16 protein-coding genes and 1 pseudogene are annotated in these 15406 nt (G+C 45.1%); 9 read left to right on the forward strand and 8 right to left on the reverse strand.

What is annotated here, in order from left to right:
- Nucleotides 1-2: 2 nt before the first annotated feature.
- The 5 genes and pseudogenes from MBEAL2_RS16910 to MBEAL2_RS32980 form a co-directional block, all read right to left on the reverse strand.
- Entirely contained in the window at nucleotides 3-908 is a 906-nt protein-coding gene (locus tag MBEAL2_RS16910) for an alkaline phosphatase family protein (protein WP_052947773.1), read from the reverse strand.
- Between the two features lie 22 nt (nucleotides 909-930).
- Nucleotides 931-1200 (reverse strand): phosphatase PAP2 family protein, encoded by a 270-nt coding sequence (locus MBEAL2_RS34005; RefSeq protein WP_152667824.1) that lies wholly within the window; start codon nucleotides 1198-1200, stop codon nucleotides 931-933.
- Nucleotides 1143-1535, reverse strand: coding sequence for a phosphatase PAP2 family protein (locus tag MBEAL2_RS31175; protein ID WP_152667822.1), 393 nt, complete (start codon nucleotides 1533-1535; stop codon nucleotides 1143-1145). The genes MBEAL2_RS34005 and MBEAL2_RS31175 overlap by 58 nt, the downstream gene beginning before the upstream one ends.
- Nucleotides 1536-1621: 86 nt before the next feature.
- Entirely contained in the window at nucleotides 1622-2701 is a 1080-nt protein-coding gene (locus MBEAL2_RS16920) for an alpha/beta fold hydrolase (RefSeq protein ID WP_052947774.1), read from the reverse strand.
- Nucleotides 2701-3834 (reverse strand): annotated as a pseudogene (locus tag MBEAL2_RS32980) (serine hydrolase domain-containing protein). The gene MBEAL2_RS16920 and the pseudogene MBEAL2_RS32980 overlap by 1 nt, the downstream one beginning before the upstream one ends.
- A gap of 191 nt (nucleotides 3835-4025) precedes the next feature.
- Between MBEAL2_RS32980 and MBEAL2_RS16930 the strand changes: the two are divergent.
- On the forward strand, nucleotides 4026-5789 hold the full coding sequence (locus MBEAL2_RS16930) for a helix-turn-helix transcriptional regulator (protein WP_047153453.1): 1764 nt from the start codon (nucleotides 4026-4028) through the stop codon (nucleotides 5787-5789).
- A gap of 139 nt (nucleotides 5790-5928) precedes the next feature.
- Here MBEAL2_RS16930 and MBEAL2_RS16935 read toward each other — a convergent pair whose 3' ends face one another.
- Nucleotides 5929-6675: an AAA family ATPase gene (locus MBEAL2_RS16935; protein ID WP_047153454.1), complete on the reverse strand. Its 747-nt coding sequence runs from the start codon at nucleotides 6673-6675 to the stop codon at nucleotides 5929-5931.
- A 166-nt stretch (nucleotides 6676-6841) separates the two neighbouring features.
- Between MBEAL2_RS16935 and MBEAL2_RS16940 the strand changes: the two genes are divergently transcribed.
- From MBEAL2_RS16940 to MBEAL2_RS16950, 3 genes are all read left to right on the forward strand, one after another.
- Nucleotides 6842-7516, forward strand: coding sequence for a stalk domain-containing protein (locus tag MBEAL2_RS16940; protein ID WP_082129987.1), 675 nt, complete (start codon nucleotides 6842-6844; stop codon nucleotides 7514-7516).
- Nucleotides 7517-7631: 115 nt separating this feature from the next.
- On the forward strand, nucleotides 7632-7958 hold the full coding sequence (locus tag MBEAL2_RS16945) for a YnfA family protein (RefSeq protein ID WP_047153455.1): 327 nt from the start codon (nucleotides 7632-7634) through the stop codon (nucleotides 7956-7958).
- Nucleotides 7959-8139: 181 nt separating this feature from the next.
- Nucleotides 8140-8958 (forward strand): dienelactone hydrolase family protein, encoded by an 819-nt coding sequence (locus MBEAL2_RS16950; protein ID WP_047153456.1) that lies wholly within the window; start codon nucleotides 8140-8142, stop codon nucleotides 8956-8958.
- A gap of 79 nt (nucleotides 8959-9037) precedes the next feature.
- Here the strand turns inward: MBEAL2_RS16950 and MBEAL2_RS16955 are convergent, their stop codons facing one another.
- Together MBEAL2_RS16955 and MBEAL2_RS16960 are read right to left on the reverse strand one after the other, a co-directional pair.
- Entirely contained in the window at nucleotides 9038-10534 is a 1497-nt protein-coding gene (locus tag MBEAL2_RS16955; RefSeq protein WP_047153457.1) for a sodium:solute symporter family protein, read from the reverse strand.
- Entirely contained in the window at nucleotides 10534-10737 is a 204-nt protein-coding gene (locus tag MBEAL2_RS16960) for a DUF3311 domain-containing protein (RefSeq protein WP_047153458.1), read from the reverse strand. Before MBEAL2_RS16960 ends, MBEAL2_RS16955 begins: the two co-directional genes overlap by 1 nt.
- A gap of 338 nt (nucleotides 10738-11075) precedes the next feature.
- Between MBEAL2_RS16960 and MBEAL2_RS16970 the strand changes: the two genes are divergently transcribed.
- The 5 genes from MBEAL2_RS16970 to MBEAL2_RS16990 all read left to right on the forward strand — a co-directional run bounded on the left by MBEAL2_RS16970 (nucleotide 11076) and on the right by MBEAL2_RS16990 (nucleotide 15296).
- Nucleotides 11076-12044, forward strand: a complete 969-nt coding sequence (locus MBEAL2_RS16970; protein WP_047153460.1) for a cupin domain-containing protein — start codon at nucleotides 11076-11078, stop codon at nucleotides 12042-12044.
- A 42-nt stretch (nucleotides 12045-12086) separates the two neighbouring features.
- The gene (locus MBEAL2_RS16975; RefSeq protein WP_047153461.1) at nucleotides 12087-12323 is read left to right on the forward strand and encodes a DUF1450 domain-containing protein; all 237 of its coding nucleotides are present in this window, start codon (nucleotides 12087-12089) and stop codon (nucleotides 12321-12323) included.
- A gap of 123 nt (nucleotides 12324-12446) precedes the next feature.
- On the forward strand, nucleotides 12447-13370 hold the full coding sequence (locus MBEAL2_RS16980) for a S66 peptidase family protein (protein WP_047153462.1): 924 nt from the start codon (nucleotides 12447-12449) through the stop codon (nucleotides 13368-13370).
- Nucleotides 13371-13431: 61 nt separating this feature from the next.
- Nucleotides 13432-13881, forward strand: a complete 450-nt coding sequence (locus MBEAL2_RS16985) for a DinB family protein (RefSeq protein ID WP_047153463.1) — start codon at nucleotides 13432-13434, stop codon at nucleotides 13879-13881.
- Nucleotides 13882-14090: 209 nt separating this feature from the next.
- On the forward strand, nucleotides 14091-15296 hold the full coding sequence (locus MBEAL2_RS16990) for a cytochrome P450 (protein ID WP_047153464.1): 1206 nt from the start codon (nucleotides 14091-14093) through the stop codon (nucleotides 15294-15296).
- The last annotated feature ends 110 nt before the right edge of the window (nucleotides 15297-15406 follow it).

The following is a 15406-nucleotide window of genomic DNA, read 5'->3' on the forward strand; positions in this document are numbered from 1 at the left end:
ATTTACTTCCAAACACCGCTGATAGAGGCAGCGGCCTTGCTTTTTCCCGCATGAGGTAACCCGTAAAGGTCTTCCAGCGTATGAAGCAGATTGAAGTGGTTTAGATTTTCCGTGTATGTGCCCATACGAACCATCGGTCCGACAAAGAAGGTAGGGATTTTATTGTTTTGTGATCGGTCATCTTCATCCCATGTCACAATGAGCAGGCTATTATGCGTCTTCGCCCACTGAACATAGCTATCCAGGTTATTCTTGAGCCAGTTATCCGCCTCTCTGATGGTGCCATCATGCATGTCATGTTTCATATTAGGAATAATAAATGAAACAGCAGGTAACTTGCTGTATTCTTTAGGGAAGTCAGTGAAACGCATATTTACACGGACCGGCAGGTTGCTGAAGTTAACCCAGGGGTTGTGTTTACGCGCATACGTTCCGCCCTTTTTTAACTGCTGGCTACCGGTATACCCGATGGACGGAAGGTCCTCTGAATAGCCGCCAAATGTGAGCTTCTTTTTCAGCAATTCACTTCCTAAGTTTTCAGTCGCGAATGAACGGTGAGGTACTGCATCATTCGTAACCCCCTGATTTGCTCCCGAGAATAAATCCAAATAATTAGGCTGGCTTGGGTGTTCGACAGCATGATAATTCGTAAAAGTGGCTCCCTGTTTCGCAAGTGAGTTAATATAGGGCGCATTTCGATTTCCGATGATCTCCTGCTGGGAATGGTTTTCCTCTACGACCACGACGATATGGTCGATTTTTTTGGCGGGTAATACAGCGGTGTGGCTGCTCGTAACAGATAGTTGGTTCGTTTGCGCGGCGTTCACACTCTCAGTATTGCTGCGCGGCGAACAGGCGCTCATAACAAACAGGCTAAGGACAGGTAACAATACCCATGCCTTCTTCATAACCTTCACACCCTTTCTTTATTCAATTCGTTCTGTTGCGGTTTACCGGTAAAACTCTGCCTTCTACTCCCTCGTATAGAGAAAGCCCCCACTGAAAGAGCTGGGTAATAACGGTGGCTTTTGGCAGCCACTTTTGCATTGCTCCCGCGCATATCGACCCCAGAAGCATACCGGCAACTACATCACCAGGATAATGTACACCTACCCAAATACGGGAAAAAGCAACACCGGCGGCTAATGCAAGCCAGGCCCAGGATCCTTTTTTACGGAACAGCCAAAAGGATGCAGCGATAACAAAAGCGCCTGTGGATGATCACTCGGAAAAGAGGCATTTGCAGCATGGGGGATTAACTGAATGACATGGTGGGTGACAAACGGACGGCTGCGGTACAGGAAGTCGCCAATTAAGCCGCTAATACCAAGGGCCACACAGGCGGCAAGTAAAGACTGGATGACCATCCACCGGTTCTCTTTCTTGCCTGTAAACCAATAAAAAATAACCCCAAGGTAAAATAAGTATTCACCGTCCTGGGCTAAAAAGCCCATAACAGGGTTTAGATAAGGGTATACAACAGCGAGATGATTTACGAGTTGAAACAGATAATAATCGAATGTAAGTAGCGTCATGATTTATTTCCTCCATATTTTTAGCATTACAAGTAAAAGGACTGGCCAGGATACGAAAAAGTTCATTTGCCCATTAGAAAAAGATTTCATGGGAGATAGGTATCCTTCTTAATTTGAATGAGAACAGATGCAAACCTCTCTGATTCTTCAACCTCAGGGGAATGTGCGGATTCGGTAAAAGGAATCAGCTGTTTTTTAGGTGTTTTTATTTGCTTATAGAATCGTTCAACAAGGGCGAACGGCGTGTGGTAATCATGCGTTCCCTGGCAGAAGTAAGCAGGCACTGTTAATTCTGGCACTTGTTCTAGAAAATGCACATCCAATAATTCCTCATAAACTTTCGAATTTTTTGTTAAAGTGGCTCCATCTTTTCGCGAGACCCAATCAGAAAGACTATATTCGGATGCATTTAGCATGGTGGCCACTTCTTTTAGTCTGTGATTGTGATACTCGCTTCCCTGGAAAGTGGTTACCCAATTTATCAATGCACCCCATATTTTTAAGTTCTCCACGCCTAATGAATGGCTAGGTTTCTTTAGTTGTTTCAGTTGTTTAATCGCTTCCTGATTGTTTTCTTTTCTTGCGGTATCCAACACAAAATCATATGAAACCTCCATTCCTTCAACGATATCTACCACTTGCCCGACACCTATATAAGCATAAAAATCATTTGGGTACTGCTGCACCAGTTTAACTCCCAGAACCGTGCCCCAGGAATGTCCAGCCAGGTAAATTTTATCGGTATGAAAACGCTGTTTTAGCATCGTAATCAGTTCATGGGCATCGGAAACAAACTGTTTCACGTTTAAGGAATCCGCCTTCATTTGATCTGAATAAGACTTACCGGCGCCGCGTTGATCCCAATTCACTACAACGAAATGCTTCTCTAACTCGGCCTGGTAGCTGCGCAATCGCATTTCCGATTCACCGGGTCCTCCGTGCAGCCATAGGAGAACCGGATTGGCCTGGTTCGTGCCGCGAATCAAAATCGTCTGCCCGACCCCTCCTATTTTGTCCGTTTCCAGGGAAGCGATGCTATACGGGCTTGATATAGCAGGGGTTGTTCCGCGTCCAATCGTCATATATCCCAGAAACAAGGCGGACAGAAGGATAACAATAGAGGTTAAAATCAGGGACAGTTTTAAAGTAGTACGAAGCATCGCCATTATAATCCCCTCCCGTATTGCCATTCTTTCAAAACAGATTTATAGACGCTTTTGTTATCGCCGTTACTGAAAACGACAATCCTGTCTCCCTGTGCCGGAATAAACTTGAAGGCATGGTTATACCCCGGGTTATTTCCCGTGTGTCCAATAATGGTATTGCCATGCTTTTGTTCGATGACGAACCCCAGCCCATACTTTTGTTCGAATACATTATGCATGCGATTGATCAAATCAGGATGAATAGTGATGGGCGTGAACATAGAAGTAAGTGTCGAAGGCTGTAAAATTCCCTTGCCATCGGCGTTGGCAGCAACGAAGGCTGCATAATCTTTAATGCTTGTATACAATCCTGCAGCGGCTTCTTCACGGAAAAGATACGCTGGCAAAAGGGCTCCCTTAGCATCATAAGGAAGAGCCATCGAGGACTGCATGCCAGGATTCCATGTGAAAGAGCTGCGTGTCATGCCTAAAGGTGCCAATACTTCTTTCTACATAAATCCAGTGAAAATGTCATGTGTACTCTCTGCAATGGCCAGTTGAAGCAACGTATATCCGCCTCCTGAGTACATATAACGCGAACCGGGTGTGTTGATAATCCGCAGTTCTCCGGATCCATTGTTCTGACCGGAAAGGGACTGTTCTAATGTGGGTAAGGTTGTGTCCGGTGGATATCCGTTATAGCCATGCAGCGACAGCCCTGCTGTATGGCTTAACAGCCGGCGAATTGTTACATCAGACTTACTGAATGAGGAATCGGGCAGGTGCCATCGTGATATATATCGTTCCACAGGCTGATCTAAATCCAGCTTTTGTTGTTCAACTAACTTCAAGACGCCCCAGGCTGTAATGCTTTTCGATAGGGAAGCGGCGTTGAACAACGTATCACGAGTAATGGGGATGCGTTTCTCCCGATCGGCAAAGCCGAAGGTCAGAATCTTTTCAACCTGGCCATGATGAATCAAAGCAACGGCAACACCAGGTGTATGCGTATCGCTCATAAGTTTTGGAACCTGGTCTTGTAGTTGTGCAACAAATTGGTTATCTGATACCGGATCCTTTGTTGCATTAAAAGAAGAGAAGATAAAAAAAACAATGAATAATACAACTGCGATCGTAATATATCGAACTTTCATGAAACCCCTCCATCATAGATTAGATGATCCTGGCTGGAAGTCATTTCGCACAGACTTCCTTTCAAAATCACGGTTTCATCATATGAAAGATATCATCATAAAGAAAAGTGATGTATGTCATCGTATTTGTCATCCAATAAAAAATGCTATAATGGGAGTGTTTTTGACTTTGATATAGAGAGGTTTCACAAATGAATAGATGGAAATGGTATGATGGGTGCGTGTTTTTTCTTCGCTTATGCTGGTTTGTAATAAACCTTATCTTAATGGTTCGCTATTCACCCGATATAATAGGCCCGTTATGGTTAATTGTGGGCTATGCTGCCGCTTCACTGGTCATTCCGTTTTATTATGTGACAATTGATTACCGTTATTATATTCTCTTAGAGTTATTGCTCAGCGGAAGTTTAACGTTCTATTTATCATTATGTTTTCCTGATACTATCAGTTGGATGTATGCCACCTCGATTATGAGTTTTACTGTCGCGTTCTATAACGAAAAGAAAGCCTATCGCTGGACAATTCCTGTTATCGTTGTTTTGTTCCCCTACCTATGGGCCGGAATGAGTCAGCGCTCGTTCGAAGACTTTCTTACGATTCTCTTTGTGTATGCCATTGCATATGGGGTCGGCCTTTTCTGCCATCTTTTGCTATATACAAATAAGCAAGTGTATGAGCGGAAAATTCTCGAACAATATGCTGCAAAGGTGGAGCAAATCACCGTTCTGGAAGAGCGAAACCGGCTATCCCGGGAGCTGCATGACACGCTGGGACATACGATAACTTCCCTTATCATGGGGCTGGAAACCGTTCGTTCCCTGGAATCTTTGGAAGAAATACATAAAAAGATTGATACCTTATTGCCATTAACGAGGAGTAGTTTGGAAGCGATACGCTGTCACGTTCATGATATGGCGCCCGTAGAAGAAGCATCCCTCTCTCAAATGGCTGAGGAGTTTCACAGGGCCACGGGAGTAAGGGCTATCTACCGCCTTATCGGGGAAGAATATCCGATTCCCAGGCAAGCGAAGCTCACATTAGTTCGCTGTTTGCAGGAATCATTAACAAATGCCATTCGCCATGGAAATGCCAGGGCCATCCAAATAACGGCCCATTATGAACCTCAACACATTCGATTGCAGATTCAGGATGATGGACAGGGAAGCGGCGAATTAGATTATGGGTTCGGTTTGAAGGGGATGAAAGAGCGTTTATCGCTGCTGCAAGGTTCCTTGCATGTTCATTCCGATCCGGGCGAAGGCACTGTTGTTACCTGTATCATTCCAAGAAATAAAGAATTGAGAGAAAAGGAAATCCGGGTGCTTGTAGTAGATGATCAACTATTAATCCGAGAGAGCCTGCAAACATTGCTGGGGAGGGAAAAAGACCTCGAAGTAGTGGTAGCGGATAATGGAAGGGCTGCGATTGAACAATGCGAGCGTACGAGGCCCCATGTGATTTTAATGGACGTACATATGCCGGAGGTGGATGGAATTGCTGCGACGCAGGAAATCAAGCAGAGATGGCCTGAAATCCGTGTGATTATGCTGACGACATTCCAGGAGCTGACTTACGCTGGGGAAGCCCTGCAAAGCGGTGCGGAGGGGTATTTGTTAAAGTCGATGTCACCCAAAGAGCTTGTCGATATCATTCGAGTGGTTTACCGTGGGGGGACCATGATTTCGCAAGAGATGGCGTATGAAATCTTTCAAAACCTTGGGAAAGAAAAAGCAAAACCTGTGCCTCAATATAATGATGTATATAATTTAACGGATCGGGAAATTAAGATTTTAGAATGTTTATCGGAAGGGCTTCGCTATAAGGAAATTGCATCCAGGTTATTTTTAGCGGAAGGAACAGTGCGCAATTATGTTTCCTCTATTTACTCCAAATTGGAGGTAAATAACCGTCAAAAAGCGGTTCGAAAATTCGCCCAAATAGATGCCCGCCAATAAGCAGAATGCAAATTACACTGGCAGCGAAAGAAGCCGATAGCTTTTATCGATCCAATGAGGGTGAAAAATTTCATGATGTTTGTCAGGCCAGGCGTCATGAAAGACTGAACCCTAAAACAAAGGTGTTTTCTCCAGTGTGCTAATCCTCAGCGAATAACTCGTTTAGAAATTCTTTTCTTTTTTCTAAAAAATGCCTCGTGATAAAATAATGGGATGTTTCTTCATATGAAATGGGGGAAATCGGCGCTGTATCGAAGTTTAAAATTTGGGTGTCCGGATATCCAAGAAGAATAGGAGAATGAGTGGCGATAATGAACTGTGAATTTCCTTCTTTGTTCATTTCATGCAGCAGACGCAAGAAAGAAAGCTGGCGTGAAGGAGAAAGCGCCGCCTCCGGTTCATCTAGTAAATAGATTCCCTTCTTTCCAAAACGATTTATAAACAAAGAGAGAAAAGATTCTCCATGTGATTGATGGTGCAGTGATTTCCCGCCATATCCCTGGTATCTAAAGGTGCGGTCTTCCCTTGCTAACTGATCTAAATGGCTGGCAAAATGATAAAAGCTTTCTGCCCGTAAAAAGAACCCGTGATTGATTTTAGGCAGCCATGAAAGACGAACATATTCTCCTAATGCTGCATTTGAAGATTCAACTTCGTATGTATTATTTCTACTTCCGCCAGCTGTATTAAACTCACATTTATAGGCAATCGCCTCTAACAGTGTTGATTTCCCGGAACCATTTTCCCCAACGAAAAAGGTTATCGGTGACGTGAATTCAATTTTATTCAATGTTTTAACCGTTGGAATGGTAAAAGGGTAGGAATTCAGAGCAGACGAACGGACTTTTTCTTCTAAAATTTCCACGGAACGCAAATATACAGGCACTTTACCTTTCCTCCTGGTTTTTTATATCCCCTCTATTTTATCATAAGTTCGAGAAGCGAAAACGGCCCGTGTATTTGATTATCAACTTTATCGAATACTAAACAGGAGTTGGAATATGTAACCACAATCGAGTTATACTTGCCAATGTTTTAATGGAGGATTAGAGATGACATACAAAAAATGGGCGGTTATCGGGTCAATAATGCTTGTTTTTCTTACTGCGGCCGGGACAATTTACGGCGCCGACAAGGTGCATATCCGTATCGGGAGCGTTGAAGTCTTGCCCCCGGAAGAAATGACGGTTGTGAACGGCAAAATTCTAGTTCCCATTCACTGGATTGCGGAAAAATTAGGAGCCTCCGTTAAGTGGAATGACAAAAAGAAAACGATTGAGATTAAAGTTCCTGAGAAACATTTATTACGGGCCCAGATCGATTCCTTTCTGTATGGTTTACAGCCGGAACAGCCTAAAGAAGCAGCCGAATGGTGGATGAAAGGGATTAAAAGCCGCACCGGTGCGGTTCAATACGCAATGCTGTCACCAGCCCTGCAAAAGCAAACGCGTGCTAAGTTTGAAAAAATCGGTTGGCTCACCGGCGCTTCAAGTCCGTGGATTGATCATGCTCGCTTCGTAAAAGTAAACAAGGTGAGTGATGTGAAAGTGCAATATACGTTGGAGTATGAATTAATAACCTCTGAAGGCAGCCACGGTAAACAGCAAAAAGCAGTTACAGTGGAAAAGAATCCGGAACCCCTTCAGAAAAACTGGTATATTACCGAGATTACAACGAAGCACAATGTTTATGAAGTGTTTACTCCTCCAGAAACGGTAATTAAATAAACACCTTACTGAAGCAACAGGTAACGAAAAGTCCGGAATTTGGCCTTACATGGCTGAACTCCGGACTTTGTTGTTGTATTATTAAAAAGCATATACGACCGAAGGAGGAGATACAGTGACAAAATCGATTCTTCTTTTTATACTTGCCGGTCTCGCAGAAATCGGAGGCGGCTATTTAGTATGGCTATGGCTGCGCGAAGGAACTTCGTATTGGTATGGCATTGTTGGCAGCCTTATTCTTGTTTTATACGGTATCATTCCGACCTTGCAAACCTTTCCGTCTTTCGGGCGGGTTTATGCGGCATATGGAGGCGTGTTTATTATTTTAGCTGTTTTATGGGGGTGGGGAATTGATAAGAAGACACCTGACCTTTATGATTGGATCGGATCAATCATTTGCCTTGTTGGTGTTTCGATCATGCTTTGGGCACCGAGAACATAATACGGGCTTCCTGGACTGCTCGGGATTATAGTTTATGCGGCATTTCTTTCTGAATACTCATTCTCTATTATGGTTTCACTCCTTAAAGATGAGGTAGAAAGTAATGGGGAGCTATGGTAAGTTTGAAAAGAATACGTTCCTATATTGTCTACATACAACAGTAATTCAAGGAGGTCTAACAATGTCGCTGCATAACGAATGGATTAGTTTTTCACAGAATGGCCAGGATGGAAGGCTTTATCTCTCGCGTCCCGCCCATGTAGAGCGCCCGCTGCCGGCCGTCATCGTCATCCAGGAAATTTGGGGCACGGACAGGCACATTCGCGAGCTTACCGACCGCATTGCCATGGCAGGTTATCTGGCTGTTGCGCCTGATTTGTACGCCGAGAACGGCGTCCGCTCCGAAATGATGGGAGAAGAAAGGATTGATCGGGTTAAGGACTTCTTAGATTCAGTTCCGCCGCAGGCGTGGGGCGATGAAGCCCTGCGCAATCAAGAGCTGGAAAAGCTCCCTGCTCCGGAGCGTAACGAACTTAAAGAGACACTGGGAACGCTTTTTGGCGGATTAGGCCGCTTTCCGCAGCTTGTCCAAACCTTAAAGGCGACCGTTGATTTTCTACAGGGATACCAATACAGTGCAGGCGAGAGAATCGCTTCGGTTGGTTTTTGTATGGGCGGAGCACTCAGTGCCCTGCTTGCATGTGAGGAACCGCGGCTTGCCGGTGCGGTCATCTATTACGGCAATTTGCCGGGGAGGGAGCAAGCAGAGAAAATTCAGTGCCCGGTAGCTGGATTTTTTGGCGGACTTGACCACCGGATAACGAATCAGGTGCCCGGCTTTGTTGAATCAATGAAGGAGTTAGATAAGCATTTCAAGTATGAAATTTATGAAGAAGCACACCATGCCTTCTTTAATGATACCCGTGCCTCTTATAATGTGGATGCAGCACGTGACGCCTGGGTGAAAACGCTGCAGTTTTTTAAAAAGGTGCTGGCCTAGTTTTTAGCGGCAAAATAAAAATCCCCCCTGAGTAAACCATCCTAATTTTAAGGTTTTGGCTTTCCCAGGAGGGATATTATTATGCTCCTTTTTTCATTTCAGCCTGCATTTTTTTTTCGTTAAATAAAGAATCGATAACCGGGTTGCTTTGACTTTTCGTTTTTGCAACGAACAAAGGATTTAACACGAACAGAACGAGGAAGTTCGCCAGCAGACCCCAGAACCCTTCGTAAATGCCGAATGTTAGATGTGTCGCATACACGGTAAATGTCACGATTAACCCTGCGACAAGTCCGATGATGGTAGCTTCTGTGGACTGGTTCCGCCAGAACAGGCTCACGACGATAGCCGGGAAGATTTGCACCATCCCCGACACCCCGAGGAGCTGGAGCGACACAAGCGCGGTTGGGAACAGAAGGCCGAAGAGCAGGGCCAATCCGATAACCACAAACACCATCAGGCGTGTAATCATTGTTAATTTTTTACCCTCTACTTTTGGGTTAAACAGGTCTCTGTAAATATTGTTCGCAAATAAGTTGGAAGCGCCAATCGCCATAATGGAACATGGAATAAGCGACGCCAGAGCAATCGTTGCATAGGCCAATCCCTGCGGAACGCCTCCATAGGAAACCTGAATGAGATTCAGCAAAGCAAAGCGCGGGTCCGTATTTTTTGGAAGCACCATGTAGGCCATGAATCCAAGGAAAATAACAAGAATGAGAACAATATTATACAGCGGCAAGAACATCGCATTCTTCCGCAGAGCATCTGCACTCTTAGACGTAAATACCCCGGTTGCGGCGTGGGCCCACATAAACAGGGCGAGCCCTGAAACAACAGATGCGCTAATAAACCACGGAATTCCCTTCGGGCCGGTTGTCGGGATGGTTAAAAGCTGAGGAGCTTTCTCGGAAATTGCCCCGATCATATGATTCCAGCTGCCGAAGTGAATAATTGGAAGCGAAACGACCATAAACAGCATAATTGCCCACACAAGAATATCTTTAATGATAGCCGTATACGTTGGGCCTTTTATGCCGCTGAAGAATGTATAAAGAGCAACAAGGAAAAACGAGCCGATGACGACAACGTTAACGTTAATGTAGCCGGTTCCCGCAATCTTCATGGTGTCCTGAATCCCGCTTAATTGCAAATCGATATACGGAATGAGCATTAATACCCCGACGATGGCAATTAAGGAAGATAACAGCTTGCTGTCAAAACGTCCCTTTGCGTAATCAGCAAGGGTCATAAATTTATGTGCTTTTGCCACCTTCCACAGCTTGGGAAGGAAAAAATAAGAGAGGAAGTAAGCGAGAATACAGTAAGGAATCGCAAAGAACGCTACGCTGCCCCCTTTATATGCCGTGCTTGTTAATCCTAGAAATGTATAAGCCGTATATAAGTCAGCTCCTACGAGAAACCAGACGAGCAAGCTGCCGAATCTGCGGCCACCGACCGACCATTCTTCGACAGAACTGCGGCTGGATTTATTTCGGCCCGATAGAAATCCGATAAACACGACAGCAAGAACGATAGTAAGGGTAATTACCAGAGCTGTTTTATTTCCATGCATCACTCAAGACCTCCAGTTGATTTTTGCAGACGATAAATAACAAATGTGCATAGTGGAGTTAATAATATCCACAGAAACAGCCAGAAATGAAGAAAGGGAAGCCCCAGGACGACCGGTGTCATTCTGTTGACAAAAGGCAAGGCCGCCAGCTGGGATAGAAAGGGAAGTAAGACTAAAATAAAGATTATGAATTTTCTACCCATAATAAGTGTATCCTCCTAAAGAAAATATAGTTGATTAATAAATTAGTCAATGTTGAATATCATAACAATTTTCATAATAGCAAGCAAGAGAAAACATGAAATTTTTTCTTGAAAAACATGTAAATTATATAGTAAACGCTTACTTTTCATCTTTTTGGAAACCATTTCCGGAATATGTATATAAGACTTTAATTATTGAACATTCAAGTATTCGGCGCACACTTTTTTCTTTAATAGCAGAGAAACAGAAATTCTCCCAGAATAATGCGAATTTTATATTGTACATCTCTCTTAGATCAAGTTAGGATAGTAGTATAACGATCATAGGAGGTTTGCATATGTCTACAAATGCACAACCAGGGCAGCTATCTGTCGGAACTGTAAATGAAAATTGGACCGGGGATGCCCGTTTTTACGAGTACGCTTCAGCAGCCGATCCGATTGGCAGCGGCATTATCAGCCCAATTCCCGCGAAAGAATTCGGTCCTGAATTATATAACTCAGGTGAAACTCGTATTATAACGTTAGATCTTTCTGAAGAGCTGAGAACGGAATTTCCCGCAACAAGCCCGTCTCTTCTTGCTAATTTTATCCGTATTAATGCGGGAGATTCTATCAACACACAGCCAAATGCAACAAGCGAATTGTATTACATTATTTCGGGTGCCGGCAGCACAGAGGTAAACGGAGAAACAATTAGCTGGAAGAAAGGCGATTTCTTAACACTGCCATCCGGCTCCGTTAGCCGCCACACTGCAACAGAAGATACAACCATTTACTACATCCTGGATACTCCGCTTCTTGATTACCTGGGTGCGAAAGCAACAGAAGCGCGGTTTAAGCCGACGCTTTTCACAGCAGAACAGGCTCAGGCAAAACTAGATGAAGTAGCGAATGCGCCGGATGCTCATCTAAAGAACCGTATCTCCATTTTGTTAAATAACGAAAAATTCGATCAAACATTAACGATTACGCATGTGCTATGGGCCATGTTTGGGATTGTCCCTGTAGGGTCTAACCAGGCTCCCCACAGCCATAAGTCCGTGGCGCTTGATTTCGTTGCCTATGCTGCGCCGGGTACGTATACGCTCGTTGGAGATAAGGTAGACCCGGTTACGGCACAAATTATTGACCCGATTCGTATCGATTGGGTAACTGGGAAGGCCTTCGTTACTCCGCCGGGATTGTGGCATTCCCACCACAATGAATCCGGAGAGGCTGCTTTCATTATTCCGATCCAGGATGCAGGCCTTCAAACATATCTCCGTACGCTGGATATTCAATTTACCCACTATAATCAAGAATAGAGAAACACCCTGTGGGGTGTTTTTTTATGAGAAGGGATAAAAATGAGAGTAGCGAAGTTTTGTGAGCGGAACCTTAAAGCAACAGAGGCTGACGAAGCGATACGCATTCTTCAGCGGGATTATCAAGGGGACGTAGAAGTCCGCGTCATCGATTGTTTTAGACGGTGCCTGGAATGCAGAGTGAAGCCATTTTGCCGGATTCAATTGACGACGATTGAAGCGGCCGATGCAAAAACACTGGTCGAAAAAATAATACACACCGTGCGCGGAACACCGTAAAAAAATCTTCTTTAAAAACAATTTGCATTTATTTAATTTACAGCCACCTATAAAATGGGTGGCTTTTTCTATTTCTCACATATATATAATAGAACGCTACTGGAGAATAGGAGAGGATTTATTATGGCCATCAAACCACCGATGCTGCGGCAGGGAGATACGATTGGAATCGTGACGCTGGGCAGTCCGCTCGCCAGAGAAATCATTGATGCGAGAATTGCAGTATTGCAGAACATGGGATTTAGGACGATCCTTGGTCAGTATGTATATGCTGCCAGTGGCTTTCTTGCGGGTACAGACCAGCAGAGAGCAGCCGACCTCATGAATATGTTTCAAAATCCCGCCGTAAAAATGGTTCTGCCTACGAGAGGAGGCGTAGGCGTAGCTGGAATTCTTCCTTATCTTGATTACGGGGTGATTGCCAGAAATCCTAAGATCATAACAGGATATAGCGATATTACCATCCTATTAAATACGCTGTATTTTCAATCGGACCTTATCACGTTTCACAGTCTGCTGCTGATTGATTTCAAGCCGGAAACACCACCATATAACTTTAATCAATTTTTTGCCGCTACTTCTTCACTCGTTGCTCCCCGGGTCATTCAGAATCCCCCTGGCATTCCACTGGTAAGCCGAATCAAAGGGAATGTCACAGGTCCGATTGTAGGAGGAAATCTTACTTCCCTTGTGGATGCCATGGGTACGCCTTATGAAATTGATACCACCGGAAAAATCCTCGTATTGGAAGAGACGCACGAACCGATTAACACGGTATATCGGTATATCAATCATTTGAAATTGGCGGGGAAATTTGATGACTGCCTGGGCATTGTGATGGGAGAGTGTACTCAGTGCGAGCCGGCATACGGAAAAACCTACAATGATCTTATTAATGACACAATCGTGCCCCTTGGCAAACCGCTGATGACCAATTTGGCAACGGGGCATGGTGTATTTAAAGCCGCCATTCCGATCGGATCCAGGGTAAATTTGAATACGATGAACAACACCTTAACTGTACTAGAAACGTCTGTGCGTCCATAGGATGAATTAAAATGATATACTTAAAAAAAAGAAGAGGTTTCCAATTTGAGGAGGGATACATATGTCTAAGCAATTTGAACTTACGCGCAAGTCGTTGATGCATTTCATAAAGGGGCTTGATGAGAGGACGGCAAATGTGCAGCCGCCGGGATTCAACAATACGATCCGCTGGCATATCGGGCATGTACTTACCGCCGCTGAAGGATTTATGTTCGGATATCCGGACCGGCCATCCAATATTCCAGCCTCCTACAGCAAGATGTTCGGTAGGGGATCCAGGCCGTCAGACTGGAGCGGCGATATCCCGGCACTGGAGGAACTGATCGCTCACTTCCGGAGTCAAACCGGGCGCATTCAGGAGCTTTCGGAGGAGTTTTTTGCGAAAAAACTTCCTTTCGAATTTCCTTTCGGGAACATCCAAACGTTTGGAGAATTATTTGAGCTTATGCTGTACCATGAAGCGGAGCACCTCGGCCAAATGAAAGCGATGAAACGCTTTATTGAAGCGTAGATGCGCAATTATAGTAAAGCCTTATCGAATGCCTGAGCCATCGCCAGGCATTTTCCTTTTCTGTATGGAGCGGAGCGTACATTTGGTTACATGTGGAGTTATGGGGGAAAATAGACAATGCGGCAGCTGTAATGGTAACGAGAGATACAGCTCAACCTTCATAGTTAATTAAATGATGTCCAAAAACAATCAGAGAGGAAGCAACGATAATGCAAACGAAAAAACCGGAACGCTATGCTAACATGATCCCGATGGCTGAATTGGATACAAAAGAAAAGCGGCTTAATCCATTCCCTGTTTATGACCGGCTTCGCCAAACAACACCTGTTCGTTACGATGAAGGGCGCAGCAGCTGGGACGTATTTCGCTACGAGGATGTACATCGTATTTTGAAAGATCCGGCTACCTTCTCGTCAAAGCGCGCACTGGCAGTGAAAGAAAGAGAATCGATTCTAACGATGGACCCGCCGCGGCATACGCAGCTACGAGCTCTGGTGAACAAAGCGTTCACCCCAAAAATCGTTTCTGATCTAGCGCCGCACATTGCCTCTATTACGAACGATCTGCTTGATACCGTGCAGGGCAGTGGCAAAATGGACACAGTACATAATCTTGCCGTCCCGCTGCCGGTTATCGTCATCGCCGAACTGCTTGGTGTTCCCCCGGAGGATCGCAAGCTGTTTAAAGAGTGGTCCGATATTCTCGTCAAAGGAGCAGATGTGAACACAGACGAGGCGTTTAATCGAGTCATAGCGGAGAAAGAGCAGGCGATGGAAGAGTTGAACGCCTACTTCACTAAAATCATCGAGCAGCGCCGCAGACAGCCGAGAGAGGACCTCATTTCCATGCTTTTGGCAGCTGAGATAGACGGGCAGAAACTGGACGATAAAGAGTTGCTCGGCTTTTCCATTTTGCTGCTGGCAGCAGGGAATGAAACAACGACGAATCTCATTACAAACGCGGTTCGCCGCCTGACCGAAGACCAGGGGCTTCAGCAGCAGCTGCACGGGGATCTTGAGCTTGTGCCCGGCTTTATCGAGGAAGTGCTCCGTTTCTATCCGCCGATTCAAGCCATTGGCCGGGTTGCCGCCCAGGATGTGGAGGTTGGCGGTATGCAGATAAAAGCGGGAGAGCAGGTAGTCTCATGGGTGGCATCCGCCAACCGTGATGAGGCGAAATTCACCGACCCTGGCACTTTCATCGTTGATCGCAAACCGAACGCCCACCTCTCGTTTGGCTTCGGGATTCATTTCTGCCTCGGAGCCCCGCTGGCTCGGCTGGAAGGCCAAATTGTCCTGCGCACCCTCTTAGAGCGGATGAAAGAGATACGATTTACTGCCGGATCTGAGCTGTCGTATATTCAAAGCCCCTTTGTTTACGGTGTGAAAGAGTTTCCTGTTACCTTTATATCTTAAATAGGAATCACTGGCGAGGCTGTAAAACAGCCTCGTTTTGTTTGCGGGAGGAGTTGGATGCCGTGAGTGTAACACAATTGTCATCGTCGGTTAACTCGGGTAGAATCAAG

The sequence above is a fragment of the Aneurinibacillus tyrosinisolvens genome (genome assembly GCF_001015055.1).
GTDB lineage: Bacteria > Bacillota > Bacilli > Aneurinibacillales > Aneurinibacillaceae > Aneurinibacillus_A > Aneurinibacillus_A tyrosinisolvens.

What these genes read in the sequence shown, in the direction of transcription:
- MBEAL2_RS16910 (WP_052947773.1), bottom strand. Translation starts at nt 908, where the DNA reads ATGAAGAAGGCATGGGTATTGTTACCTGTCCTTAGCCTGTTTGTTATG.
- MBEAL2_RS31175 (WP_152667822.1), bottom strand. Translation starts at nt 1,535, where the DNA reads ATGACGCTACTTACATTCGATTATTATCTGTTTCAACTCGTAAATCAT.
- MBEAL2_RS16920 (WP_052947774.1), bottom strand. Translation starts at nt 2,701, where the DNA reads ATGGCGATGCTTCGTACTACTTTAAAACTGTCCCTGATTTTAACCTCT.
- MBEAL2_RS16930 (WP_047153453.1), top strand. Translation starts at nt 4,026, where the DNA reads ATGAATAGATGGAAATGGTATGATGGGTGCGTGTTTTTTCTTCGCTTA.
- MBEAL2_RS16940 (WP_082129987.1), top strand. Translation starts at nt 6,842, where the DNA reads ATGACATACAAAAAATGGGCGGTTATCGGGTCAATAATGCTTGTTTTT.
- MBEAL2_RS16950 (WP_047153456.1), top strand. Translation starts at nt 8,140, where the DNA reads ATGTCGCTGCATAACGAATGGATTAGTTTTTCACAGAATGGCCAGGAT.
- MBEAL2_RS16955 (WP_047153457.1), bottom strand. Translation starts at nt 10,534, where the DNA reads ATGCATGGAAATAAAACAGCTCTGGTAATTACCCTTACTATCGTTCTT.
- MBEAL2_RS16960 (WP_047153458.1), bottom strand. Translation starts at nt 10,737, where the DNA reads ATGGGTAGAAAATTCATAATCTTTATTTTAGTCTTACTTCCCTTTCTA.
- MBEAL2_RS16970 (WP_047153460.1), top strand. Translation starts at nt 11,076, where the DNA reads ATGTCTACAAATGCACAACCAGGGCAGCTATCTGTCGGAACTGTAAAT.
- MBEAL2_RS16975 (WP_047153461.1), top strand. Translation starts at nt 12,087, where the DNA reads ATGAGAGTAGCGAAGTTTTGTGAGCGGAACCTTAAAGCAACAGAGGCT.
- MBEAL2_RS16980 (WP_047153462.1), top strand. Translation starts at nt 12,447, where the DNA reads ATGGCCATCAAACCACCGATGCTGCGGCAGGGAGATACGATTGGAATC.
- MBEAL2_RS16985 (WP_047153463.1), top strand. Translation starts at nt 13,432, where the DNA reads ATGTCTAAGCAATTTGAACTTACGCGCAAGTCGTTGATGCATTTCATA.
- MBEAL2_RS16990 (WP_047153464.1), top strand. Translation starts at nt 14,091, where the DNA reads ATGCAAACGAAAAAACCGGAACGCTATGCTAACATGATCCCGATGGCT.